This window comes from Pseudomonas sp. WS 5079 (assembly GCF_012985465.1).
GTDB lineage: Bacteria > Pseudomonadota > Gammaproteobacteria > Pseudomonadales > Pseudomonadaceae > Aquipseudomonas.
Genome location: NZ_JAAQWN010000015.1, coordinates 1 through 21,135, shown reverse-complemented (window position 1 = coordinate 21,135; position 21,135 = coordinate 1). Strand labels below are relative to the sequence as shown.

Annotated in this window: 22 protein-coding genes, 1 tRNA gene and 1 pseudogene; 14 read left to right on the top strand and 10 right to left on the bottom strand. The window is 60.8% G+C overall.

All coding sequences use genetic code 11. The annotated features are described in order from the left end of the window. From HBO05_RS27420 to HBO05_RS27410, 3 genes are all read right to left on the bottom strand, one after another. A complete protein-coding gene (locus HBO05_RS27420; protein ID WP_170042871.1) occupies window positions 1–459 on the bottom strand; it encodes a tripartite tricarboxylate transporter TctB family protein in 459 nt (152 codons plus the stop codon). Between the two features lie 130 nt (window positions 460–589). Beyond that, window positions 590–1,573, bottom strand: a complete 984-nt coding sequence (locus tag HBO05_RS27415) for a tripartite tricarboxylate transporter substrate binding protein (RefSeq protein WP_169956735.1) — start codon at window positions 1,571–1,573, stop codon at window positions 590–592. A gap of 43 nt (window positions 1,574–1,616) precedes the next feature. Continuing rightward, on the bottom strand, window positions 1,617–2,909 hold the full coding sequence (locus HBO05_RS27410; RefSeq protein WP_169956733.1) for an OprD family porin: 1,293 nt from the start codon (window positions 2,907–2,909) through the stop codon (window positions 1,617–1,619). A 246-nt stretch (window positions 2,910–3,155) separates the two neighbouring features. Between HBO05_RS27410 and HBO05_RS27405 the strand changes: the two genes are divergently transcribed. Together HBO05_RS27405 and HBO05_RS27400 are read left to right on the top strand one after the other, a co-directional pair. Then, window positions 3,156–3,827: a response regulator gene (locus HBO05_RS27405; RefSeq protein ID WP_169956731.1), complete on the top strand. Its 672-nt coding sequence runs from the start codon at window positions 3,156–3,158 to the stop codon at window positions 3,825–3,827. Continuing rightward, a complete protein-coding gene (locus HBO05_RS27400) occupies window positions 3,820–5,205 on the top strand; it encodes a sensor histidine kinase (protein WP_169956729.1) in 1,386 nt (461 codons plus the stop codon). The genes HBO05_RS27405 and HBO05_RS27400 overlap by 8 nt, the downstream gene beginning before the upstream one ends. A gap of 32 nt (window positions 5,206–5,237) precedes the next feature. Here the strand turns inward: HBO05_RS27400 and HBO05_RS27395 are convergent, their stop codons facing one another. Continuing rightward, complete coding sequence (locus tag HBO05_RS27395) at window positions 5,238–6,059, bottom strand: HDOD domain-containing protein (protein WP_169956727.1); 822 nt, start codon at window positions 6,057–6,059, stop codon at window positions 5,238–5,240. A 36-nt stretch (window positions 6,060–6,095) separates the two neighbouring features. Continuing rightward, window positions 6,096–7,037 (bottom strand): folate-binding protein YgfZ, encoded by a 942-nt coding sequence (locus HBO05_RS27390; RefSeq protein ID WP_172314770.1) that lies wholly within the window; start codon window positions 7,035–7,037, stop codon window positions 6,096–6,098. A gap of 137 nt (window positions 7,038–7,174) precedes the next feature. Between HBO05_RS27390 and HBO05_RS27385 the strand changes: the two genes are divergently transcribed. Next, entirely contained in the window at window positions 7,175–7,429 is a 255-nt protein-coding gene (locus HBO05_RS27385; protein ID WP_017736358.1) for a succinate dehydrogenase assembly factor 2, read from the top strand. After that, entirely contained in the window at window positions 7,413–7,865 is a 453-nt protein-coding gene (locus HBO05_RS27380) for a hypothetical protein (RefSeq protein ID WP_169956723.1), read from the top strand. The genes HBO05_RS27385 and HBO05_RS27380 overlap by 17 nt, the downstream gene beginning before the upstream one ends. Here the strand turns inward: HBO05_RS27380 and nadB are convergent. After that, window positions 7,834–9,450, bottom strand: coding sequence for an L-aspartate oxidase (gene nadB / locus HBO05_RS27375; protein WP_172314768.1), 1,617 nt, complete (start codon window positions 9,448–9,450; stop codon window positions 7,834–7,836). The genes HBO05_RS27380 and nadB overlap by 32 nt on opposite strands. 468 nt (window positions 9,451–9,918) lie before the next feature. On the opposite strand from nadB, the gene rpoE reads away from it, so the two are divergent. The 4 genes from rpoE to HBO05_RS27355 all read left to right on the top strand — a co-directional run bounded on the left by rpoE (window position 9,919) and on the right by HBO05_RS27355 (window position 13,770). Next, window positions 9,919–10,500 carry an RNA polymerase sigma factor RpoE gene (gene rpoE / locus HBO05_RS27370; RefSeq protein ID WP_003172477.1) on the top strand — a complete coding sequence of 194 codons (582 nt, stop codon included), beginning with the start codon at window positions 9,919–9,921 and terminating at the stop codon, window positions 10,498–10,500. A gap of 32 nt (window positions 10,501–10,532) precedes the next feature. Beyond that, window positions 10,533–11,120 carry an RseA family anti-sigma factor gene (locus tag HBO05_RS27365; RefSeq protein WP_169956719.1) on the top strand — a complete coding sequence of 196 codons (588 nt, stop codon included), beginning with the start codon at window positions 10,533–10,535 and terminating at the stop codon, window positions 11,118–11,120. A 16-nt stretch (window positions 11,121–11,136) separates the two neighbouring features. Then, a complete protein-coding gene (locus tag HBO05_RS27360) occupies window positions 11,137–12,093 on the top strand; it encodes a MucB/RseB C-terminal domain-containing protein (protein WP_172314766.1) in 957 nt (318 codons plus the stop codon). 240 nt (window positions 12,094–12,333) lie between these two features. Then, window positions 12,334–13,770: a DegQ family serine endoprotease gene (locus HBO05_RS27355; RefSeq protein ID WP_169956714.1), complete on the top strand. Its 1,437-nt coding sequence runs from the start codon at window positions 12,334–12,336 to the stop codon at window positions 13,768–13,770. Window positions 13,771–13,843: 73 nt separating this feature from the next. Here the strand turns inward: HBO05_RS27355 and HBO05_RS27350 are convergent, their stop codons facing one another. Beyond that, window positions 13,844–15,277, bottom strand: coding sequence for a M48 family metalloprotease (locus HBO05_RS27350; RefSeq protein WP_029299078.1), 1,434 nt, complete (start codon window positions 15,275–15,277; stop codon window positions 13,844–13,846). Window positions 15,278–15,372: 95 nt separating this feature from the next. Here HBO05_RS27350 and HBO05_RS27345 point away from each other — a divergent pair, with 95 nt between their 5' ends. Continuing rightward, the gene (locus HBO05_RS27345) at window positions 15,373–15,612 is read left to right on the top strand and encodes a sulfurtransferase TusA family protein (RefSeq protein WP_169956710.1); all 240 of its coding nucleotides are present in this window, start codon (window positions 15,373–15,375) and stop codon (window positions 15,610–15,612) included. Between the two features lie 114 nt (window positions 15,613–15,726). On the opposite strand, the gene HBO05_RS27340 is transcribed toward HBO05_RS27345, so the two are convergent. Together HBO05_RS27340 and HBO05_RS27335 are read right to left on the bottom strand one after the other, a co-directional pair. Continuing rightward, entirely contained in the window at window positions 15,727–16,200 is a 474-nt protein-coding gene (locus HBO05_RS27340) for a peroxiredoxin (protein WP_172314764.1), read from the bottom strand. 11 nt (window positions 16,201–16,211) lie between these two features. Beyond that, window positions 16,212–16,772, bottom strand: a complete 561-nt coding sequence (locus tag HBO05_RS27335) for a glycine cleavage system protein R (protein ID WP_032857877.1) — start codon at window positions 16,770–16,772, stop codon at window positions 16,212–16,214. 260 nt (window positions 16,773–17,032) lie between these two features. On the opposite strand from HBO05_RS27335, the gene dapA reads away from it, so the two are divergent. From dapA to HBO05_RS27310, 5 genes are all read left to right on the top strand, one after another. Next, a complete protein-coding gene (dapA, locus tag HBO05_RS27330) occupies window positions 17,033–17,911 on the top strand; it encodes a 4-hydroxy-tetrahydrodipicolinate synthase (protein WP_169956704.1) in 879 nt (292 codons plus the stop codon). Window positions 17,912–17,928: 17 nt separating this feature from the next. Beyond that, complete coding sequence (gene bamC, locus HBO05_RS27325; protein WP_169956702.1) at window positions 17,929–19,044, top strand: outer membrane protein assembly factor BamC; 1,116 nt, start codon at window positions 17,929–17,931, stop codon at window positions 19,042–19,044. Window positions 19,045–19,048: 4 nt separating this feature from the next. Further along, a complete protein-coding gene (locus HBO05_RS27320; RefSeq protein WP_172314762.1) occupies window positions 19,049–19,807 on the top strand; it encodes an MBL fold metallo-hydrolase in 759 nt (252 codons plus the stop codon). A 28-nt stretch (window positions 19,808–19,835) separates the two neighbouring features. Further along, window positions 19,836–20,549, top strand: a complete 714-nt coding sequence (gene purC, locus HBO05_RS27315) for a phosphoribosylaminoimidazolesuccinocarboxamide synthase (protein ID WP_003211975.1) — start codon at window positions 19,836–19,838, stop codon at window positions 20,547–20,549. Between the two features lie 83 nt (window positions 20,550–20,632). Then, a tRNA-Ser gene (locus HBO05_RS27310) sits at window positions 20,633–20,722 on the top strand. Window positions 20,723–20,864: 142 nt separating this feature from the next. Here HBO05_RS27310 and HBO05_RS29120 read toward each other — a convergent pair. Then, window positions 20,865–21,135 (bottom strand): annotated as a pseudogene (locus HBO05_RS29120) (hypothetical protein); the annotation flags it as partial.

Below are 21,135 nucleotides of genomic sequence, written 5' to 3'. Positions count from 1 at the left end.
TCAGTTCTCCAGAACGTCGAGCAGGCCGAGGGGCAGCGGAACATCCATGGCTTTATCGAAGAGCAGATAAAGGCCGATGGCCATCAGGCTGACGATCACCACGCTGGGCATCCAGCGGCCGCCATACAGGCGCGCCATGGGGATGCCGATCAGCATGCTGCTGAGAATGAAACCCAAGGGTTCGAAGGTGCCGGCGAACACGATCAGCAGTGCCACGCAGATGCCGATCTTGACCAGGGTCTGGCGGTCCAGCGCGGGTTCTTCTTCGGTATGCTTGGTCGGCTGCGGGCGAATCAGCATGTAGATCAATGCCAGGCTCATCAGCCCGAGCATCAACAGCGGGTAGGCCCGAGGTCCCACCGGCTCGTAGGAAAATGACGCCTGGTACGGCCAGGCCATCAGTGCCAGGCAGGCGCAGGCCAGCAGCAACACCGCGGCGAAAATGCGTTGTAAGAGCATAGGAAACTCCTTTGCGACTCTTGTAGGCGCAAGCTGGCTCACGAAGAACGCAAGGACCGCGCGTGTATCCAGGCAGCACGCGTCATCGTTGCAGTTTTTCGCGAGCAAGCCCGCTCCCACAGAGGGGCGATTACTGGATCAGGCCGAACTCTTTGGCCAGCACTTTGTAGTCAGCCACTTGTTTCTTCACGTAGGTGTCCAGCTCCGGGCCGGTCAGGGCGAACGGGAACAACTCGCGCTGGTCACGCAGCTTGGCGAACTCTTCGGAGGCCAGCAGTTTGTCGAACGCCTCTTTCCACCAGGCGTAGTCGGCATCGCTGACTTTTGGCCCGAGGTAGAAGCCACGCACCACCGGCCAGACGATGTCGTAGCCTTGCTCTTTGGCGGTCGGAATATTCTTCATTTCCGGCTCGTCCAGGCGCTCTTCAGAGAACACCGCCAGCAGGCGCATGTCGCCGCTAAGGATATGTGGCATGGAGTCGGAGATGTCGGTACTGCCCACCTGGATATGTCCACCGAGCAGGGCCGTGGCGATTTCACCGCCGCCTTCGAGGGCCACATAACGCAGGTCACGGGGGTTGATTCCGGCAGCCTTGGCGATCAGCGCGGTTTGCATCCAGTCCTGGCTGCCCACGGTGCCGCCGGAACCAATCACCACTTTGCTCGGATCTTTCTTCAGGGCCTGTACTAGGTCATCCAGGCTCTTGTAGGGAGAATCGGCTTTCACCGCAATCGCGCCATAGCTGGTGCCAACCGCCGCCAGCCATTTCACCGCGCTTTCATCAAACCGCCCGAACTTGCCCTGTGCCAGGTTCAGCAGCGAACCGCTGGACCACGCCACCAGCGTGCCGGCATCGGCAGGGCGCTGGGCCACCACGGCGTTATAGGCCACCGCGCCCACGCCGCCGGGCATGTAGGTCACGCGCATCGGCTTGCTCAGCAGTTTTTCGTTGACCAGTGCGCTTTGCACCAGTTTGCAGGTCAGGTCAAAACCACCGCCGGGGGAGGCCGGTGCGATGCATTCCGGGCGCTTGGGTTCTTCGGCCGCCAGCAGCTGGCCGGCAAACAGCATGCAGCCGGCGGCCAGGGCAAATTTGCGCAGGGATGAGGACATGGGGAACTCCGTCATTGTTGTTATTGGGGTATGACTTTCAGGGTTACCACAGGGCGACGCTGTAACTGACCAGCACGCGCACTTCGTCTGCGTCCCGGGCCGAGTAGTTGGAGCGGTAGGTGGCATTACGCAGGCGCACGGCCACATCCTTGAGCGTGCCGCTTTGCACTACGTATTTGATCTCGGTGTTGCGTTCCCACTCTTTGCCGGTGTCGCCGTTCTTGAGTTGGATGTTGTCGCCGGACAGGTAGCGGCTCATGAAGCTCAGGCCGGGGATCCCCAGCTTGGCGAAGTCATAGTCATAGCGCGCCTGCCAGGAGCGTTCCTCGGCGCCGGCAAAGTCGTTGATCTGGACAAAGTTGACCAGGTACGGGTCGCTGCCATCCACATACGGGAATGCACTGTCGCCGGACATGTGCTGGTAGCCGGCGCTCAGTTTATGGCCGTTGAGGGCGTAGCTGAAAATGCCGTTGAGGGATTTGTTGTCAATGCTGCCGCCGCGCGCGCTGCCGGTGTCGTCACTGATGGCCAGGCGCAGATCGGTGCCGAAGGTGCCGGGCCCCATCGGGGTGGAGGCGACCAGGCCTAGGAAGTGCTGGCGGTACACGTCGTCCAGTTGGGCGAAGTGGTAGCTGGCGGTGGCCTTCTCGGCAAACTTGTAGTCCACGCCGCCGAAGTTGAAGTGCTTGCCGGTGGCTCCGCCGACGAAGCGGCTGTTCTTGTTGTTGAGGGCGATGTCCTCGTAGTTGGTGTCATCGCGGTCCTTGGCTTTGTCCAGGCGCCCGCCGGTGAAGGTCAGGTTCTTGAACTCCTTGGAGGTCAGCAGGCCGCCGTTGAAGGTCTGCGGCAGGATACGCCCGTCGTTGGGCTTGAGGATTGGCAGCTCAGGGATCAGCGAGCCGATTTTCAGCTCGGTGGCGGAGATTTTCACTTTACCGGTCAACCCCAGCTTCGAGTACTCGTCAGCGGCGCGGCCATCATCGTGGGTGGGCAGCAGGCCAGTGCCGGTGCGGTCTGGGCTGGAGTCGAGCTTGACCCCGAGCATGCCCAGCGCATCCACGCCAAAACCGACGGTGCCGTCGGTGTAGCCCGATTGCAGGTTGAGCATAAAGCCCTGGGCCCATTCGTCGCGCTTGGATTGCTGCGCGCTGGTACCGTCGCGAAAGTCGCGGTTGAAGTACATGTTGCGGGTTTCCAGGGTCGCGCTACTGTCTTCGAAGAAGGCAGCCTGGCTAAGCGGCGAAAAGCCGGCAAGGGCAGCGGCACTGGCGAGGGCGGTCTGGGTCAGGCGGGAAAAACGAACAGGCGGGCAAGCCTGGGGCTGTGTCGACAGCATCGTGATGCACTCCGTTATTGTTCTTATGGGGCGAAAACGCTTCGAGGCGTTTTTCGGGCGCTATGGGTGAAATAGCTCGGAAGGTGTAACCGTCCGTTTCTGGATGCTAATGGGCGAACCTTTCACTAACCTTTCAGCGTCCTTTCAATGTTTTCGGGCTTCACAGCAGAGGCCGCGGCTGTAAACTGCGCCGCGAGTTGGTAAACAGAGGGCGGCATCGGCCACCCCTTAACGAGGTATGAATCCATGCGTGTCCTGCTCGTCGAAGACCATCTGCAACTGGCCGAAAGTGTGGCCCAGGCGCTCAAGAGCACGGGGTTGACGGTGGACGTGTTGCACGATGGCGTGGCGGCGGACCTGGCCTTGAGCAGCGAGGAATACGCCGTGGCGATTCTCGATGTGGGCCTGCCGCGCATGGATGGTTTCGAGGTACTGGCGCGCCTGCGGGCTCGTGGGAAAAATCTGCCGGTGTTGATGCTCACCGCCCGCAGCGATGTAAAGGATCGGGTGCATGGCCTTAACCTGGGCGCCGACGACTACCTGGCCAAGCCCTTCGAATTGACCGAACTGGAAGCCAGGGTCAAGGCGCTGTTGCGCCGCAGCGTGCTGGGCGGCGAGCGGCAGCAGACCTGTGGTGTGCTGGTGTATGACGTGGAAACCCGGCGTTTCACCCTCGCCGGTGAGCTGCTGACGTTGACCTCCCGCGAGCAGGCCGTGCTCGAAGCGTTGATCGCCCGCCCTGGCCGGGTCATGAGCAAGGAACAACTGGCATCCCAGGTGTTCGGCCTGGACGAGGAAGCGAGCCCCGACGCGATCGAAATCTATGTGCACCGCTTGCGCAAGAAGCTCGATGGCCAGCCGGTCGCCATCGTCACCTTCCGCGGCCTTGGCTACCTGCTGGAAGCGCGCGATGCGTAAGCACAGCAGCCTGCGTTGGCGCCTGCTGTGGAACCTGGCACTGCTGTTGGTGGTGCTGATGCTGGCCAGCGGCCTGAGCGCCTACTGGAACGGTCGCGAGGCTGCAGACACCGCCTACGACCGCACCCTGCTGGCCTCGGCACGCACCATCGCCGCCGGCCTGTCCCAGCGCGACGGCACCTTGAGTGCCGATGTGCCCTACGTGGCGCTGGACACATTCGCCTATGACAGTGCCGGGCGGATTTACTACCAGGTCAATGATATTCACCAGAAGCTGATTTCTGGCTACGAACACCTGCCCGGCCCGCCGCCCGGTACGCCGCGCACCGACGATTACCCGGCCTTGGCGCGGTTCTATAACGCCAAGTACCAGGGGCAGAATGTACGGGTGGTGAGCCTGCTCAAGGCAGTGTCGGAGCCGAACATGAACGGCATGGCAGAAATCCGCGTGGCCGAAACCGACGAAGCCCGCGTCAGCATGGCCCGCAGCCTGATGGCCGACACCCTGTTGCGCCTGGGCATGCTGGCCATCGGCGCCTTGCTGCTGGTGTGGTTTGCGGTGAGTGCGGCGCTACGCCCGCTGGAGCGTTTGCGCACGGCGGTGGAGGAGCGTCAGCCGGATGACCTGCGGCCGCTGCCGCTGGTTGAAGTGCAACACGAACTCGGGCCGCTGGTGCGGGCGTTGAACCACTTTACCGAGCGCCTGCGCGGGCAGTTCGAGCGCCAGGCACAGTTTATTGCCGACGCCTCCCACGAGTTGCGCACTCCGCTGGCCGCCCTCAAGGCCCGGCTGGAATTGGGCCTGCGCGCCGAGGACCCGGCGGTTTGGCGCAGTACCCTGGAAACGGCGGCACAAGGCACGGATCGCTTGACCCACTTGGCCAATCAACTGCTGTCTCTGGCACGCATCGAAAACGGGGCGCGGGCAATTGCCGAAGGTGGCGCGCAGTTGCTCGACCTCAGTCAACTGGCCCGTGAGTTGGGCATGGCCATGGCGCCCCTGGCCCATGCGCGGGGTGTGGCGCTGGCGTTGGAGGCGGATGAGCCGGTGTGGCTGCGCGGCGAGCCGACCTTGCTGAACGAGCTGTTGAGCAACCTGGTGGATAACGCCCTGGCGCACACGCCGTCAGGCGGCAATGTGATCCTGCGGGTGACGGCGCCAGCGGTACTGGAAGTGGAAGACGACGGCCCGGGTATTCCGCTGGATGAGCGCGACCGGGTGTTCGAGCGCTTCTATCGGCGTAACCAGCAGGGCGCGGGGTCGGGGCTGGGCTTGGCGATTGTCGGTGAAATCTGCCGCGCGCACCTGGCCCAGATCAGCCTGCATGATGGCGAGCTGAAAGGGCTCAAGGTGCGGGTGAGTTTTATCGCCGGCTGAGAGCGATCCACCGCTATTGCCGGCAAGCCGGCTCAGTAGAACATCGAGCGCGCTTCGTCCAGCTCGGTACGCACCGCTGCGTTGAGCGGGTCGATGCGCAGTTTCTTGAATGACGGCAAGTTCGACAGCGCAGTGTTGGCCAACGGGTGATGGGTATTCTTGTGGCAATACAGCACGGCCACTTGCACCAGGTCGACATAATCCAGGCTGGCCGAGTCGCGCTCAAGGTCCTGGTAGTGTGCGGGCACATTCACCAGCATTTCCGGGAAATCCCAGCCCCGTAACAGCTTGTCCCCCAGTAGCGGGTGGATGCTATCGATCACATGGTTGAGGCTGACCGGGTCGGAGAGCAGTTCATAGTGATCTTCGGCGTAGGTCAGGATCGGCAGCACGCCGATCTGGTGCACCAGCCCGCCGAGTGCGGCCTGGTCCGGCTTGAGCTGGCTGTGGTTACGGCACAAGGCATAGCAGACGCCGGCCACTTCCAGGCTGCGGCGCCATACTTCACGCATTTTTTGTTCCACGGCTTCTGAGCGGGCGTGGAATATCTGTTCCATCACCAGGCCAATCGCCAGGTTGCTGCTGTAGTTGGTGCCCAGGCGCGTGATGGCGGTATGCAGGTCGGTGACCTCCTGGGAGGCCCGCAACAATGGGCTGTTGACGACCTTGATCAGTCGCGCCGTCAGGGCGGTGTCGCGGCCGATGACTTTGCTCAAATGGCTGATGCTGACTTCGGGGTCTTCGGCGGCCTGACGAATTTTCAGGGCCACTTCCGGTAACGTGGGCAGAACCAGGTCATCGTTATCGATGGCCATCACCAACGCTTGTTGGACTTTTTCCGCCAGTTTGTTCATTCATGCTCTCTAGGGTGTTGCAAAAGGGTACGGCGATTACCGCTGGATCTCGCGATCACGGTCCAGTTGGTAAGGCAGGTCAAGCAACTTGAGGCCCGGGCCTTCCAGCGTACCCAAATGCACGTCGCCACTGTCGGCTGCTTCGGCTTGCAGCACCGCCAGAAGTTCAATCCCTTCGTCGGCCCGCGCAGCGATCACCACTTCGCCGATGGCGCTGTTGTGGCTGGGCGCGAACAGTGGCGTACCAGGCTCGGGCAATGCACTGCCGTTCAGGCTCAGGCGGTAGAGGCGGCGCTTGAGCTTGCCCAGGTATTGCATGCGGGCGACGATCTCCTGGCCGGTGTAGCAGCCCTTTTTGAAGCTCACGCCACCGACTGCTTGCAGGTTGAGCATCTGCGGGATGAACAGCTCGCGAGTCTGGGCCATGACTTGGCCGATGCCGGCGCGGATCTGCCCCAGCAGCCAGCTATTGAGGTCGCCTTGGGCGAGTGTTGCGCCCAGTTGGCTGCGCAGGGTGTCGGCTTGCGCGGCGGGCGCCCAGAGTTCGGCGCGGCCGGGGGAGACGCGAATGGCGATCAGTTCTGCATGGCGCGCCACACTGTCGGTCTCGGCTGGCAAGTCCAGGCCCAGGCTGGCGATTGCCTGATCGGCGTCGGCCAGGCCGAAGCGGACCCAGGCGGCGCTTTCGTCTGTCAGCTTGGACTTGGAAAACACCGCGTACTTCTTCAAGTCCGCCAGCTGTGGTTCAAGCAGTTCGCTGGCCATGGCCAGCAGCACACCGTCACCTTGCAGCACGATGCGAAAGCTCGACTGCATGCGCCCCTTTTGGGTGCAGCGCGCGCCGAGGCTGGCGTGGGTGTCGTCGAGGTAGTTGAGGTTGCAGGTCAGTTGCCCCTGGAGGAACTTGGCCGCGTCAGCGCCGCGAACGGCCAGGACGCCTTCGTGGGACAGGGGGCAGAAGAAAGCAGAGTCAGCCATGGGTCATCGCAGTTGGAAAGTCATGGGTGCATCATAGAGGGGCGCCCGGCAAATGGGTAGTTTCATAAGCCCGACCAAAGCCGACTGTTCCGAGGGGCGTGGGCCTGTATACTTGCGCCCTATTTGAGGAGCGCTCCATGGTCGAAGATGTAGAAATCAATCGCCTGTACTGGCACAGCCGTCGCGGCATGCTGGAGTTGGATGTGTTGCTGGTGCCGTTCACCAAAGAGGTGTACGCCACCCTCGATAAGGTGGACCGCGACCTCTACGTCAGGCTGCTGACCTGTGAAGACCAGGATATGTTCGGCTGGTTCATGGAGCGTGCCGAATCAGAAGATCCGGAGCTGCAGCGCATGGTCCGGATGATCCTGGATCGTGTCCAGCCCAAGTAATACCTTCGAATGCCGCTGGCAGGCCTGCGGGCTTCTGCTGGCGGCGTATCTCCTCGCCCAGGTGCTTGCACTCGGTGCGCTGTGCCTGCTGGCTGTGCCTTTATCGATGGCTGCACTCGGTGTGCTGGTGTGCCTGGCCCATGCCGCGTGGGCGCTGCCGCGCCAGGTTCGCTTGACTCACCATTCGTCGGTTCGTGGCCTGCGGCGCAACGCCGACGGCTGGCAACTGTGGAGTGCGGCGCGGGGTTGGCACGCTGTGCAGTTGCGCCCCGACAGCCTGGCGTTGCCGCTGATCGTGGTGCTGCGCTACCGGTTGCCGGGGGAGTGGCGGGTACGCTCGGTGTGTGTGCCGCGCGGTTCGCAGGCCGCCGATGTGCATCGACGCCTGCGCGTGCGCTTGAAGTTCAGCCGCCGTAGGTGGTTGGCACCAGGATAGTGTCGAGGGCTTCGGGCAGCATCTGCGGGTAGTCGAGGGTGTAATGCAGGCCGCGGCTTTCCTTGCGCGCCATGGCCGAGCGGATCATCAGCTCGGCGACCTGTGCCAGGTTGCGCAACTCGATCAGGTCACGGCTGACCTTGTAGTTGCTGTAGAACTCATCGATCTCATCGAGCAGCAATCGAACCCGGTGCTGCGCCCGCGCCAAGCGCTTGTTGGTGCGCACAATCCCCACGTAGTCCCACATGAAGCGCCGCAGTTCGTCCCAGTTGTGGGCGATGATCACGTCTTCGTCCGAGTCGGTGACCTGGCTGGCATCCCAGCGGGGCAGGGCGGCCGGCACCGGGATGCGCGGCAGTTGCTCGAGGATGTCGGCAGCGGCGGAACGGGCGTAGACGAAGCATTCGAGCAGCGAGTTGCTGGCCATGCGGTTGGCGCCGTGCAGGCCGGTGAAGCTGGTCTCGCCGATGGCGTACAGGCCAGGCACGTCGGTGCGCCCGTGCTGGTCGACCATCACCCCGCCGCAGGTGTAATGCGCCGCGGGGACCACTGGGATCGGCCCTTTGGTGATATCGATATTGAAGGCCAGGCAGCGCTCGTAGACCGTCGGGAAGTGGGTCTTGATGAAGTCGGCGGGCTTGTGGCTGATGTCCAGGTAGACGCAGTCGATGCCCAGGCGCTTCATTTCGTGGTCGATGGCGCGGGCCACGATATCCCGGGGGGCCAGCTCGGCGCGCGGGTCGAAGCGTTGCATGAAACGTTCACCGTTCGGCAGTTTCAAGTGTGCTCCTTCACCGCGCAGGGCCTCGGTGATCAGGAAGCTCTTGGCCTGGGGGTGATACAGGCAGGTGGGGTGGAACTGGTTGAACTCCAGGTTCGCCACCCGGCAGCCCGAACGCCAGGCCATGGCGATGCCATCCCCGCAGGCGCCATCGGGGTTGCTGGTGTAGAGGTAGACTTTGGCGGCGCCCCCTGAAGCGAGGATGGTAAAGCGTGCGCCGTAGGTATCGACTTCGCCGCTGGCGCGGTTGAGCACGTAGGCCCCGAGGCAGCGCTCGCCTGCCAGGCCCAGGCGTTTTTCGGTGATCAGGTCGACGGCGACCCGTTGTTCGAGCAGTTCGATGTTCGGTCGTTGCCGGGCCTGGGCGAGCAAGGTCGTGAAGATCGCAGCGCCGGTGGCATCGGCGGCATGGATGATGCGCCGGTGGCTGTGGCCGCCTTCGCGGGTCAAGTGGAACTCGAAACCACCGTCATCACTGCCGGCATGTTCATCGCGGGTAAATGGCACCCCCTGGTCGATCAGCCATTGGATGGCTTGGCGGCTGTGCTCGACGGTGAAACGTACCGCTTCTTCATTGCACAGGCCGCCGCCGGCGTTAAGGGTGTCTTCAACGTGGGATTGCACCGTGTCGGTGTCATCCAGCACGGCGGCAACCCCGCCCTGGGCCCAGAACGTCGAGCCGTTGGCCAGGTCGCCCTTGCTCAGTACGGCTATGCGCAGATGGCTCGGCAGGGTCAGCGCAAGGCTCAAGCCGGCGGCACCGCTACCAATCACCAGGACATCGTGTTGAAACTGTTGGCTCATTTATGGGATTCCGCAAAAAGCGATCCGAGGGGTGGCGCAAACAGGACGCCTGGATCGGCGAATCAAAGGGTCACACGGCCCACTAGTATATAGAGGGGGCTATCGGCACAATAGTCGGGCATTCGTGGCATTGTGAAACTATGGTGAACGAACTGCACGGCTTTGATGAGGCGGTCCGGTGTCGAGATGGGAACTTTTGCATCACGCCCGACTCCATAACAGGATGCCCGAAAGCTGGGAAAACGTTGGTTTTACTGATTGGCCTGGAACATGGGAGTGTCAGAAAACCGGCGACAAGATTATTCACGCAGCCGGCTATGCCCGCGCTGCGTTTTTCGTGTGTGCCAAAACAGAGCCCACCGGAAACTTGCTTGAAGGGGGAGAACTTTTGCGAAAAGTCCTAGTCTATGTTTGCAAGCCTGATCGTTTAGTTATGCAAGCCTCCTTCAAGTACAACGAGGAGTGTTCATGCTAACCCAGGAAGAGGATCAGCAGCTGGTCGAGCGCGTTCAACGCGGCGACAAGCGCGCATTTGATCTGCTAGTGCTGAAATACCAGCACAAAATTCTCGGGTTGATCGTGCGGTTCGTGCACGACACCCATGAAGCGCAGGACGTTGCACAGGAAGCCTTTATCAAGGCCTACCGTGCACTCGGTAATTTTCGCGGTGACAGTGCGTTTTACACGTGGCTGTATCGCATCGCCATCAACACGGCGAAGAACTATCTGGTGTCTCGCGGACGCCGCCCACCTGATAGTGATGTGAGTTCGGAAGATGCAGAATTCTACGATGGTGATCACGGCCTCAAGGATCTCGAGTCGCCGGAGCGTGCATTGCTGCGCGACGAGATCGAAGGCACTGTCCATCGCACTATTCAGCAACTGCCAGAAGATTTACGTACGGCATTAACTTTACGTGAATTCGATGGTCTGAGTTACGAGGACATTGCGAGCGTCATGCAATGTCCGGTGGGGACCGTACGCTCCCGGATTTTCCGGGCTCGGGAAGCCATCGATAAAGCCCTGCAACCGTTGTTGCAGGAAAACTAAAGACAGCGGCGACAGCCAAGAGAGGAACCGCCATGAGTCGTGATGCCCTGCAGGAATCGCTGTCCGCAGTGATGGATAACGAAGCGGATGAACTGGAACTTCGTCGAGTGCTCAATGCATTTGATGATGCCCAAACCCGTGATACCTGGTCTCGTTACCAAGTCGCTCGGGCGGTGATGCATAAGGATCTACTAATCCCTCGTCTGGATATTGCTGCGGCCGTTTCTGCTGCGCTGGCCGATGAAGCCGTTCCGGCAAAAGCCACCCGTGGTCCTTGGCGTAGCCTCGGTCGCCTGGCGGTCGCTGCCTCGGTGACAGTGGCCGTACTGGCCGGTGTACGCCTGTATAACCAGGACGAAATCGCCGGTGCCGAACTGGCCCAGCAAACCCAGCAGCCGGTCATGGCTGGTCCGCAAGTCAAGGGCCCGGCTGTCCTGGCCGGCTACAAGGAAAGCTCTGACGCGACAGGCCCCATGGCCAACGGCGTGCTTCAAGGGCAATCCGGCTGGCAGGACCAGCGTCTGCCAGGTTACCTGCGCCAGCACGCTCAAGAGTCGGCTGTAAAGGGTACCGAAAGCGCACTGCCATACGCTCGCGCTGCAAGCCTGGAAAACCGCTAGACCGCTAAGGAGCCTTATGCGCGCCATACCGCTCCTTGCGCTTTTGCTCAGTGGCTGGTTTGCAGTACCTGCCCATGCCGATGAAGCCCAGGATTGGCTGAAGCGTCTTGGGCGGGCAGAGCAGCAGCAAAGCTACCAAGGCACGTTTATCTACGAGCGTAACGGTAGTTTCTCTACCCATGACATCTGGCATCGTGTCCAGAATGGCCAGGTTAGCGAACGACTGCTGCAGCTCGATGGCTCGGCCCAGGAAGTTGTCCGGATCGATGGGCGCACCCAGTGCGTCAGCGGCAGCCTGGTGGCGGGTCTGGGCAGTCTGCCCGGCGCTCCAGCCCAAGTCCTTGATCCACAAAAACTCAGTTCTTTTTACGAACTTGCCGTTATTGGTAAATCGCGTGTGGCTGGTCGCAAGGCGGTAATCGTCTCGTTGGCGCCACGTGATCAATATCGTTACGGGTTCGAGCTGCATCTGGACCGTGAAACCGCGCTGCCGCTCAAGTCATTGCTGATCAATGACAAAGGCCAGTTGCTGGAACGTTTCCAGTTCACTCAACTGAGCACCAAAACCCCGGATGAAAGCGATTTTCAGCCCGGCCAGGACTGCAAGCCACTGTCGGTCGCCAGCAGCAAGGCCGATGAAGTAATAGAGCCCCAGGCCTGGCATCCGAGCTGGCTGCCGCCCGGCTTCCAGTTGGCCCGCAGCACCGCGCGCAAGGATTCCCAGACTCAGGTGGTGGTCACCAGCCTGATGTATGAGGACGGGCTGGCGCGCTTTTCGCTGTTCCTCGAGCCCGTCAGTGGCGAAGCCGCGACCGAAAGCCGGGTGCAGTTGGGGCCTACGGTTGCTGTCTCTCGCCGCATGACCACCACTGAGGGCGAGGTCGTGGCCACGGTGGTCGGTGAGATTCCCCTGGGCACCGCCGAACGTATCGCCCTGTCGGTTCGCAGTGGCCCGGCACCCGAAAAGCCGTGAGCCGTTAATCCTATGCTCATCCAGATCGTTCACAGTGATGCAGGAAATGCCTGCTTTGCTGCGCAGAACATGAAATGTCTGGAGAGTATTTTCACTTGCAAAATCTCCTTATGTTTTTTATAGGTCAGAGCTTCTCGGCTCTGGCCTTGCGTTGTTCACGCAATATTGACGTCGCTAGTAGTAGTCTTCGGCGTTTATTGAACCCTGTCGCCCAACCCTGCTCGTCGTAACGGGAGCTGTATGTCGATACCACGTTTGAAATCTTACCTATCCATAGTCGCCACGGTGCTGGTGCTGGGTCAGGCCGTTGCCGCGCAAGCGGCGGAGTTGCCTGACTTCACCCAACTGGTAGAGCAGGCCTCGCCTGCCGTGGTGAATATCAGTACCACCCAGAAGCTGCCGGATCGTAAAGTCTCGAACCAGCAGATGCCTGATCTCGAAGGCCTGCCGCCGATGCTGCGGGAGTTCTTCGAGCGTGGCATGCCCCAGCCCCGTTCGCCCCGTGGCGGTGGTGGTGGCCAGCGCGAAGCCCAATCCCTGGGCTCGGGTTTTATCATTTCGCCTGACGGCTACATCCTGACCAACAATCATGTGATCGCCGACGCGGACGAGATCCTCGTGCGCCTGGCTGATCGTAGTGAACTGAAGGCCAAGTTGGTCGGCACCGATCCACGCTCCGACGTGGCCTTGCTGAAAATCGAAGGCAAGGACCTGCCCGTGCTGAAACTGGGCAAGTCCCAGGACCTGAAGGCCGGGCAGTGGGTGGTAGCCATTGGTTCGCCGTTTGGCTTCGACCACACCGTGACCCAAGGCATCGTCAGTGCCATCGGCCGCAGCCTGCCGAACGAGAACTACGTACCGTTCATCCAGACCGACGTACCGATCAACCCGGGTAACTCCGGTGGTCCGCTGTTCAACCTGGCGGGCGAAGTGGTGGGGATCAACTCGCAGATCTACACCCGTTCCGGCGGTTTCATGGGCGTCTCCTTCGCCATCCCGATTGATGTGGCCATGGACGTTTCCAACCAACTCAAAGCGGGTGGCAAGGTCAGCCGTGGCTGGTTGGGCGTGGTGATCCAGGAAGTGAACAAAGACCTGGCCGAATCCTTTGGCCTGGACAAGCCTGCCGGCGCCCTGGTTGCGCAGATCCAGGACGACGGCCCCGCTGCCAAAGGTGGCTTGCAGGTTGGCGATGTGATCCTGAGCATGAACGGCCAGCCAATTGTCATGTCGGCTGACCTGCCGCATCTGGTCGGCGCACTCAAGGCGGGCAGTAAGGCCAAGCTGGAAGTGATCCGCGAAGGCAAGCGCCAGAACGTCGAGCTGACCGTGGGCGCGATCCCTGAAGAAGGCCAGGAGCTTGGCGCGCTGGGTGGTAAATCGGGTGCAGAGCGCAGCAGCAACCGCCTGGGCATTGCCGTCGTCGAGTTGACCGACGAGCAGAAGAAGAGCTTCGACCTCAAGAGCGGTGTGGTGATCAAGGAAGTCCAGGACGGCCCGGCCGCCCTGATCGGCCTGCAACCAGGCGACGTGATCACCCACTTGAACAACCAGGCCATCAACTCCACCAAGGAATTCACCGACATCGCCAAGGCGCTGCCGAAGAATCGCTCGGTGTCGATGCGGGTCCTGCGTCAAGGGCGTGCCAGCTTCATCACCTTCAAGCTGGCCGAGTAATCCGCTAGCCGTCGGTCAATAAAAAGCCCCGCTCTTGATAGTCGAGAGCGGGGCTTTTTTGTGGGCGCTGGATTTAGCTCATCATGCCTTTGACGATGCGCTCCTGTTCGATCAGCTCACGTTGGCGCGCATCAATGCGTGACGATAGCGGGAAGTTGCTGCCGGCCCGGCGCTTGGCAAAGTCCAGTTGCTGGATCGCCTGCTGGAAGTCGCCGACCAACGCAAAGTACTCGGCGCGGGCTTGATGCAGGCCGATGATATTGCCGGATAGCCCGCGGGTTTCGGCGACCTGGTACCACACGTCGGGATCGTCGGAGCGCGACTTGAGCAGGCCTTCCAGGGCTTTTTCCGCGTCGGCGGTGCGGTTCTGCTTGAGCAGCAGGTCCACGCGCACCTGGTTCAGCGGGTAGTTGCTGGGGTATTGGGCCAGCATGCGGTCGGTGCGTTGCTGCGCGTCGGGCATGCGATTGTTGGTGATATCCAACTCGATCTGCGCCAGGTTGTAGGTGATGTCGTTGGGCGCCTTGGCCAGCAGCGGCTTGAGGGTTTCCCGTGCCTCGTTGAGCTGGGTGCCCTTGATCTGGGCGATGGCCAGGCCATAACGCGCCACATCGCTCTTCGGGTTCTCATCCAGCTGGGCGCGGAAGCGCTTGGCGGCCAAGCCGGGCGTATCTTCGTAATACAGCTGGACCCTGGCGCGAATCAGTTGATAGCGCAGGCTGTCTTCGGTGCCGCCGGTCTTGGCCTGTTCGGCGCGGTTGCGCGTATCGGCGATCCGCGATTCGGTGACCGGGTGTGTCAGCAGGAATTCTGGAGGCTTGGCATCGAAGCGGTACTGGCGCATCAAGCGCTCGAACATGGTCGGCATCGAGCGCGGGTCGTAGCCGGCCTTGACCATATTGAGGATGCCGATGCGGTCGGCCTCTTGCTCATTCTGCCGGGAGAAGCGCCGCTGCTCCTGGATCGCGGCGGCCTGGCTGCCGGCAATCGCGGCAATCCCGGCATCCCCGGCGCCGGCGGCAGCAGCGATAATCCCGCCGAGCAGCGCGGCCATCATCGGGATCTGCATCCGTTGCTGGGCTTCCACGCCCCGGGCGAAGTGGCGCTGTGACAAGTGCGCCAATTCGTGGGCCATCACCGAGGCGTACTCGCCTTCGGTCTGGGCATTGAGAAACAGGCCGCCGTTGACCCCGACAATCCCGCCCGGCGCAGCAAATGCGTTGAGCTGCGGGCTGTTGATCAGGATGAACTCCAGGCGCCGGTCATTGACCTGGCTGGTCTCCACCAGTTTGTAGACGCTGGTCTCGACGTAATCCTTGAGTTGCGGGTCATTGAGGACCGAGACCTGGCCGCGCAGGAATGCCAGCCACGCCCGGCCCAGTTGGTGTTCCTGTTGTGGCGAGACAATGGCAGAACTGGCGTCGCCAAGTGACGGCAGGTCGTCGGCGAAGCCTGGAGAGGCAAGCAGGCAAGCCAGCGTCAGCAGGGTAGGGCGCAAAAAAGTCATGCACAAAGCCTTTCGACAAAGACATTACTGTAGCCGGACACTGAGCTCGGGACCAGATATTCTAAGCGCCCCTTGACGCCGCCTGGAGCAAAACCATGACCGCTGCTGTAAACCACGACGCCGAGCTCGATGCCAGCGGCCTCAATTGCCCGTTGCCACTGCTCAAGGCCAAGATGGAACTCAATCGGCTGGCCAGCGGTGCGGTGCTCAAGGTGATCGCCACGGATGCGGGTTCGCAGCGGGACTTCCGCACGTTTGCCAAGCTGGCGGGGCATGCGCTGTTGCACGAGGAGGCCGATAACGGCGTCTATCGTTACTGGTTGCGCAAGGCCTGATGGCCCCATCGCGGGCAAGCCCGGCTCCCACACTTACCGAGTTGTCTGGTCGAGCACCGAACCCATGTGGGAGCTGGCTTGCCTGCGATAGCTATCTAACTGCCACCAGCCCCATCAAGTCTTGTCCAGTGCCTGTGCCGCGGCCAACACCGCCTCCACATGTCCCGGCACTTTCACGCCGCGCCATTCCTGGCGCAGCACGCCTTCCTTGTCGATCAGGAAGGTGCTGCGATCAACGCCCAGGTATTCCTTGCCGTACAGCTTCTTCAGCTTGATTACATCAAACAGCTGGCAAACTGCCTCGTCCTTGTCGCTGATCAGCTCAAAGGGGAAAGCTTGCTTGGCCTTGAAGTTCTCGTGGGACTTCACGCTGTCCCGGGACACGCCAAACACTTCGGTGTTGGCGGCCTGGAACGCGGCGTAGTGATCGCGAAACCCCTGGCCTTCGGTGGTGCAGCCCGGGGTGCTGTCTTTAGGGTAAAAGTAGATCACCACTTGCTTGCCCTTGAGGCCGGCAAGGCTGAACGTCTGCCCGCTGGTCGCCGGGGCTTGGAAATCGGCGACCGGTGTGTCGATGACTACCGCCATGAAAAACTTCCTTACATTGGATTCTGTGGGCGCCAGGGCTCGATCAGTGCATCCAGGTTCAGCGCATCGGCGAAATCCAGGAACTGGTCGCGCAACCAACTGATCTGCACGCCGGCCGGCAAGGTCACGGTAAAGGTGGCGTTGAGCATGGTGCCGCCGGTCTGGGGGGCCTGGTAAGTGTCGCAGGTCAGGTTTTCCAACTCGACGTTATGGTCGATAAAGAACTGGCACAGTTCATTAACGATGTCCGAACGGTACGCCGAACTGACATAAGCCACGTACGGTAGCGCCTGGGGACGGTTCTCCAGGGCGGCACTGCGTACCACATTGACGGTGAAATCGTGCTTCTTGGCCAGGGTCGGCAAGCCAGCTTCCAGGCGCGCCAGGGCGTCCCAGCTGCCGGAAATCTGCAGGACCAGCGCGCTGCACTCGCCATGGCGAGTCAGGCGTGAGGTCACGACGGCGCAGCGGTTTTCATGGCTGGCGCGGCACAGGACGTTAGTCAGCTCCATGGGGTTGGCGCCAAGGGCACTGATAACAAGGAATTGTTCGCGGACTGTGGGGGTGGACATGCAGCATTCCTAAAGCGATGAGCGGTCGATACGAACGTGCGGTACCGATCAAAGGATCAAGGGTAGCGAAAAGCGCCGCCAAGGGCTAGGACGTGGCGTTTTCATTGCATATTCAGTGGCAGTTGGCCGTGCTTTGGCCCAATGATGGCATTGCCGGCAACTAAGTTGATCCAGAACGCGTCCTCGGAGGGTACTTCGCTTGTGCAAGCATCTTGGCGCCAGTACCATTACGGCTCTCTTTTTCCGGCAGGAGCGGTTGCATGATTGCGGGCAGTATGGTGGCACTGGTCACACCCATGGATGCACAAGGTAATCTCGACTGGGACAGCCTGGGCAAACTGGTGGACTTTCACCTGCAAGAAGGCACCAACGCCATTGTGGCCGTCGGCACCACGGGTGAATCGGCCACGCTTGATGTGGAGGAACACATCGAGGTGATCGAGTTTGTGGTCAAGCGCGTTGCAGGGCGTATCGCGGTGATTGCCGGTACGGGCGCCAACTCGACGCGCGAAGCGATCGAACTGACCAAGAACGCCAAGAAAGCCGGTGCCGATGCTTGCCTGCTGGTGACGCCGTACTACAACAAGCCGACCCAGGAAGGCTTGTACCAGCACTTCAAGGCCATCGCCGAAGCTGTCGACATCCCGCAGATCCTCTACAACGTGCCAGGTCGCACGGCGTGCGACATGCAGGCCGCGACCGTGATCCGCCTGTCGACCGTGCCGAACATCATCGGTATCAAGGAAGCCACGGGTGACCTGCAGCGCGCCAAGGACATCCTGGCCGGCGTGAGCAGCGACTTCCTGCTGTACTCCGGCGACGACGCCACGGCTGTGGAGCTGATCCTGCTGGGTGGCAAGGGCAATATCTCGGTGACCGCCAACGTGGCTCCGCGTGCCATGAGCGAACTGTGTGCAGCTGCAATCGCCGGTGATGCCGTCAAGGCCCGCGCGATTCACGAAAAGCTGATGCCGCTCAACAAAACCCTGTTTATCGAATCCAACCCTATTCCCGTGAAATGGGCGCTGCACGAGATGGGCCTGATGCCGGACGGTATCCGTCTGCCGCTCACCCAACTCAGCCCAGCCTGTCACGAACCGCTGCGACAGGCCCTGCGCCAGTCCGGCGTCCTGGTTTAATTGAGGAAGCACTACGCATGAAGCGATTGGCCGGACTTTCCGCACTTGCCTTGATTATCTCCAGCACTAGTGGCTGCGGTTGGATCTGGGGCCCGGAAGGCTACTTCCGTGACCGCGGTAGCGATTACCTGGAAGCACAACAAACCGCACCGATGCAATTGCCGCCGGACGTCAACGTCGCCAAGCGCCTTGACCCGTTGCTGCCGATTCCGCGCAATGTGGCCGACGACACCGTCAAGGGCGAGTACGAAGTACCGCGTCCACAGCCGATTTCGGCCCTGGCCGATGCCAGTGACTACAGCCTGCAGAAAAGCGGCGACTCGCGTTGGATCATGGCCCAGCGCCCACCTGCCGAAGTCTGGCCGGTTGCTGTGCAGTTCTTCCAGGACAACGGTTTTCGTATCGACGAGCAACGCCCGCAGACCGGTGAGTTCACCACTGCATGGCAGCAGTCGAACGAACTGTCGGCCAACATGGCCAAGCGCCTGCAGGCCGGTGGCGTCGCCGCTGATGGCGAAAGCCGCATCCGCGTACGCATCGAGCCAGGCGTACAGCGCAACACCAGTGAAGTCTATGTGGTCAGTGCCGAGCGTCCTGCCGGCAGTACCGCCAACGTCGAATTCACCAATCGCTCGGTCAACAGCGGTGTCGATGCTGCGCTGGTCGACGAGATGCTTGCCAGCATGAGCCGTATTTCCGAGAAGGGCGGTTCCGTATCCCTGCTCGCTGCCCGTGATTACGACACCCCTAACCGTGTCAGCCTCACCGAAGACGGTAGCGGCAACGTCGTGCTCAACCTGGGTGAAGACCTGGATCGAGCCTGGGCCAGCGTCGGTCGTGCCCTGGAGCAAGGTCCATGGCGCGTTGAAGACATCAACCGCAGCCTGGGCCTGTACTACATCAACGTGGCTGAAAAGGCCGAGAAGAAAGACGAAGAGCGTGGTTTCTTCAGCAAGTTGTTCGGCAGCGAGCCGACCAAGGAAGAGATCGAGACTCGCGCCGAGCGTTATCAGGTTCGCCTGAGCAAGGTTGGCGACAACGTGCAAGTCACCGTCGAGAAGAACATCAACACCGTAGCGCCTGCAGAAACGGCGCGCAAAGTGTTGGGCGTGATTCAGGACAACCTGGGCTGATCCGATGCGTTTTGCTGTTCTCGGCAGCGGTAGCCAAGGGAACGGCACGCTTGTAGCTCACGACGACACGTACGTCCTGGTGGATTGTGGTTTCTCCTTGCGGGAAACCGAGCGACGCCTGCTGCGCCTGGGGGTTCACCCGGCGCAGTTGAGCGCGATTCTAGTGACCCACGAACATGCCGACCACGTGCATGGCGTGGGTTTGCTGTCTCGGCGCTACAATCTTCCGGTGTACCTGAGTCGCGGCACCTTGCGCGGGATGCGCAAACCCATTGAACCCGCAGGTTTCCTGGCCGGTGGCGAGCAACTGCAGATCGGTGCCTTGAGCATTGCTGTGATTGCCGTGGCGCATGATGCCCACGAGCCCACGCAATATGTATTCAGTGATGGCGAGCGTCGCTTCGGCCTGCTTACCGACCTGGGTTCCTATTGTGCCAAGGTGCTTGAAGGCTATCGGGATCTCGATGCATTGATGATCGAGTCCAACCATTGCCGAGACCTGCTGGCGCGCGGTCACTATCCGTACTTTCTCAAGCAACGGGTTGGCGGCGAACTGGGACATTTGAACAACCACCAGGCGGCGTACCTGGTGTATGAGTTGGGCTGGCAAGACCTGCAATATCTGGTCCTGGCCCACCTGAGCAGCAAGAACAACCTGCCGCAGCTTGCCCGGCAATGTTTTGTCGACACCCTCGGGTGCGACCCGGACTGGCTGCAACTGGCCGATCAAGATTCAGGGCTCGACTGGCGACATATCGCCTAGCCCATCTACTTACCAAGCGGAGCCCATCATGGAAAAACGTGAAGAACTCTACCGCGGCAAAGCCAAGTCGGTTTACAAGACCGACGACGCCAACCGCTTGATCCTGCTGTTTCGCAACGACACCTCGGCGTTCGACGGCAAGCGCATCGAACAGCTCGACCGCAAGGGTATGGTGAACAACAAGTTCAACGCCTTCATCATGCAGAAACTCGAAGCGGCCGGCATCCCGACCCAATTCGATAAACTGCTGGGCGACAACGAATGCCTGGTGAAGAAACTCGACATGATCCCGGTCGAGTGCGTCGTGCGTAACTACGCCGCCGGCAGCCTGGTCAAGCGCCTGGGCGTGGAAGAGGGCCTCAAGCTCAACCCTTACACGTTCGAGCTGTTCCTCAAGGATGATGCCAAGGGCGATCCATTCATCAACGAATCCCACGTGGTGGCATTTGGCTGGGGCACCGCTGAACAACTGGCGCGCATGAAGGAGTTGTCCCTCAAGGTCAACGACGTGCTGAGCAAGCTGTTCGACGACGCCGGGCTGCTGTTGGTGGACTTCAAGCTGGAATTCGGCGTATTCCACGACGGCTCCATCGTCCTGGGCGACGAATTCAGCCCGGACGGCTGCCGTCTGTGGGACAAGGACACCCGTAAGAAGATGGACAAAGACCGCTTCCGCCAGGGCCTCGGTGACGTTATCGAAGCCTACGAAGAAGTCGCCAACCGCCTCGGCGTACCGCTGTAATCGACGCAAGCATCTGATAGCACGGAAAAAAATTGCTTCGGCGCTTTGCTTCCACGAAACAGGCTGTTATGATGCGCGCCGTTGGAGAGATGCCAGAGTGGCCGAATGGGACGGATTCGAAATCCGTTGTACCTTCACCGGTACCTAGGGTTCGAATCCCTATCTCTCCGCCATTATTTGTACTTGAAGGCCCCATTTATGGGGCCTTTTTGCATTCTGCAGGTTCTGTTTCTCCGTTCCGCCTTTATGTGCTGGTTAGGCATCTTATATAAGGCGTTCTATGAAGTCTGAGGGGTGTTAGGTCCTTGGAGGTTTTCATAGTGGCGGCCTGGGTTCTTTGCTCTGGAAAAGAATTTCCAGTTGGGGGTTGACCGGGTATTTTAATGCTGTAGTATTTGCCTCCCGCTGACGAGAGATCGAAAGCGCAAGTGGTTGAAGTTGTTGAGGAAAATCTCGAAACTTCTGAAAATAATCACTTGACAGCAAATGAGGCTGCTGTAGAATGCGCGCCTCGGTTGAGACGAAAGATCTTAACCAACCGCTCTTTAACAACTGAATCAAGCAATTCGTGTGGGTGCTTGTGGAG

Excerpts from the sequence above, each read along its gene's own strand:
- bamC (WP_169956702.1), top strand. The coding sequence starts at position 17,929 with ATGAAGCGATTGGCCGGACTTTCCGCACTTGCCTTGATTATCTCCAGC.
- HBO05_RS27345 (WP_169956710.1), top strand. The coding sequence starts at position 15,373 with ATGACCGCTGCTGTAAACCACGACGCCGAGCTCGATGCCAGCGGCCTC.
- purC (WP_003211975.1), top strand. The coding sequence starts at position 19,836 with ATGGAAAAACGTGAAGAACTCTACCGCGGCAAAGCCAAGTCGGTTTAC.
- HBO05_RS27395 (WP_169956727.1), bottom strand. The coding sequence starts at position 6,059 with ATGAACAAACTGGCGGAAAAAGTCCAACAAGCGTTGGTGATGGCCATC.
- nadB (WP_172314768.1), bottom strand. The coding sequence starts at position 9,450 with ATGAGCCAACAGTTTCAACACGATGTCCTGGTGATTGGTAGCGGTGCC.
- dapA (WP_169956704.1), top strand. The coding sequence starts at position 17,033 with ATGATTGCGGGCAGTATGGTGGCACTGGTCACACCCATGGATGCACAA.
- HBO05_RS27355 (WP_169956714.1), top strand. The coding sequence starts at position 12,334 with ATGTCGATACCACGTTTGAAATCTTACCTATCCATAGTCGCCACGGTG.
- HBO05_RS27350 (WP_029299078.1), bottom strand. The coding sequence starts at position 15,277 with ATGACTTTTTTGCGCCCTACCCTGCTGACGCTGGCTTGCCTGCTTGCC.
- HBO05_RS27340 (WP_172314764.1), bottom strand. The coding sequence starts at position 16,200 with ATGGCGGTAGTCATCGACACACCGGTCGCCGATTTCCAAGCCCCGGCG.
- HBO05_RS27390 (WP_172314770.1), bottom strand. The coding sequence starts at position 7,037 with ATGGCTGACTCTGCTTTCTTCTGCCCCCTGTCCCACGAAGGCGTCCTG.
- HBO05_RS27405 (WP_169956731.1), top strand. The coding sequence starts at position 3,156 with ATGCGTGTCCTGCTCGTCGAAGACCATCTGCAACTGGCCGAAAGTGTG.
- HBO05_RS27320 (WP_172314762.1), top strand. The coding sequence starts at position 19,049 with ATGCGTTTTGCTGTTCTCGGCAGCGGTAGCCAAGGGAACGGCACGCTT.
- HBO05_RS27415 (WP_169956735.1), bottom strand. The coding sequence starts at position 1,573 with ATGTCCTCATCCCTGCGCAAATTTGCCCTGGCCGCCGGCTGCATGCTG.
- rpoE (WP_003172477.1), top strand. The coding sequence starts at position 9,919 with ATGCTAACCCAGGAAGAGGATCAGCAGCTGGTCGAGCGCGTTCAACGC.
- HBO05_RS27335 (WP_032857877.1), bottom strand. The coding sequence starts at position 16,772 with ATGTCCACCCCCACAGTCCGCGAACAATTCCTTGTTATCAGTGCCCTT.
- HBO05_RS27385 (WP_017736358.1), top strand. The coding sequence starts at position 7,175 with ATGGTCGAAGATGTAGAAATCAATCGCCTGTACTGGCACAGCCGTCGC.
- HBO05_RS27410 (WP_169956733.1), bottom strand. The coding sequence starts at position 2,909 with ATGCTGTCGACACAGCCCCAGGCTTGCCCGCCTGTTCGTTTTTCCCGC.
- HBO05_RS27420 (WP_170042871.1), bottom strand. The coding sequence starts at position 459 with ATGCTCTTACAACGCATTTTCGCCGCGGTGTTGCTGCTGGCCTGCGCC.
- HBO05_RS27400 (WP_169956729.1), top strand. The coding sequence starts at position 3,820 with ATGCGTAAGCACAGCAGCCTGCGTTGGCGCCTGCTGTGGAACCTGGCA.
- HBO05_RS27365 (WP_169956719.1), top strand. The coding sequence starts at position 10,533 with ATGAGTCGTGATGCCCTGCAGGAATCGCTGTCCGCAGTGATGGATAAC.
- HBO05_RS27360 (WP_172314766.1), top strand. The coding sequence starts at position 11,137 with ATGCGCGCCATACCGCTCCTTGCGCTTTTGCTCAGTGGCTGGTTTGCA.